Origin of the sequence: Pseudomonas sp. MD195_PC81_125, from assembly GCF_014060985.1 — a bacterium.
Lineage (GTDB): Bacteria > Pseudomonadota > Gammaproteobacteria > Pseudomonadales > Pseudomonadaceae > Aquipseudomonas > Aquipseudomonas parakoreensis.
Map to the genome: position 1 here is coordinate 1 of NZ_JABULD010000492.1, position 777 is coordinate 777.

The 777-nt window shown below is 54.6% G+C and carries 1 protein-coding gene and 1 tRNA gene; one reads left to right on the plus strand and one right to left on the minus strand.

Translation table 11 applies throughout. The features are described from left to right. Positions 1-148: 148 nt before the first annotated feature. Positions 149-224: transfer RNA gene (locus tag HT737_RS19865), tRNA-Thr, on the plus strand. A gap of 6 nt (positions 225-230) precedes the next feature. Here the strand turns inward: HT737_RS19865 and HT737_RS19870 are convergent. Further along, complete coding sequence (locus tag HT737_RS19870; RefSeq protein WP_182403821.1) at positions 231-725, minus strand: hypothetical protein; 495 nt, start codon at positions 723-725, stop codon at positions 231-233. Positions 726-777 lie beyond the last annotated feature (52 nt).

Genomic DNA, 777 nt, shown 5'->3' on the forward strand with positions numbered 1-777 from the left:
CTGCGCAGCAGTCGTAAAAAATCAGCCTCAGAAAGCATGGGGTCGCTGCGCAACCCAGCGGGAGCAAGCTCCCTCGCCACAAGTGATAATCAGCAGAAACATGCTCAAATTTGCCGCAGCCCGAGACCGGTGCTAGGTTTAGCCCACCGCCCGTGTAGCTCAGCCGGTAGAGCAGCGCACTCGTAACGCGAAGGTCGCAGGTTCGATTCCTGTCTCGGGCACCACTTCCCTTATTTCACTTTGCGGCTCAGATCCTCGACGGTACGTTTGAGCTGATCCGTGGCGCGATCCTGATCATTGATTTTCTGCTTCAGGCTGGAAATCTCGCTGCTGGCGGAATTCGAGCTCGAGCCGCTGTTGCGCTTGAGGTCTTCGACCTGACGTCCGAGGGTATCCAGTTGCCGATCCTGATCCTTGACCTTGCTCTTCAGGTCATCGATTTCCTTGCTGCTGGAGTTCGAACTCGAACCGCTGCTGCGTTTGAGTTCTTCAATCTGGCGTGACTGATCGCGGACGGTATCGCGGATCTTTTGCAGTTCATCAATGCTGATATCGCTTTTGATGACAACATCCTTGCCGTAGTCATTGTGAATCAGCGAAACCTTGTCGCCATAGGATGAGCTGCTGTTGCTCAATTCAAGCGCCATGGCGCTGGCCGGCAACATCATGGCGGCGAGCAAGGCACTGGCAGACACAACGGAACAATTCTTCGAAAAGCTGCGCATCACTGGTTTTCCTTGTGAACAGCAAGAGTGAGTGCCGAAGTGGCACATCGCT

Bases quoted from the DNA above. Each gene is read 5' to 3' on its own strand.
- HT737_RS19870 (WP_182403821.1), bottom strand. From the start codon at position 725: ATGCGCAGCTTTTCGAAGAATTGTTCCGTTGTGTCTGCCAGTGCCTTG.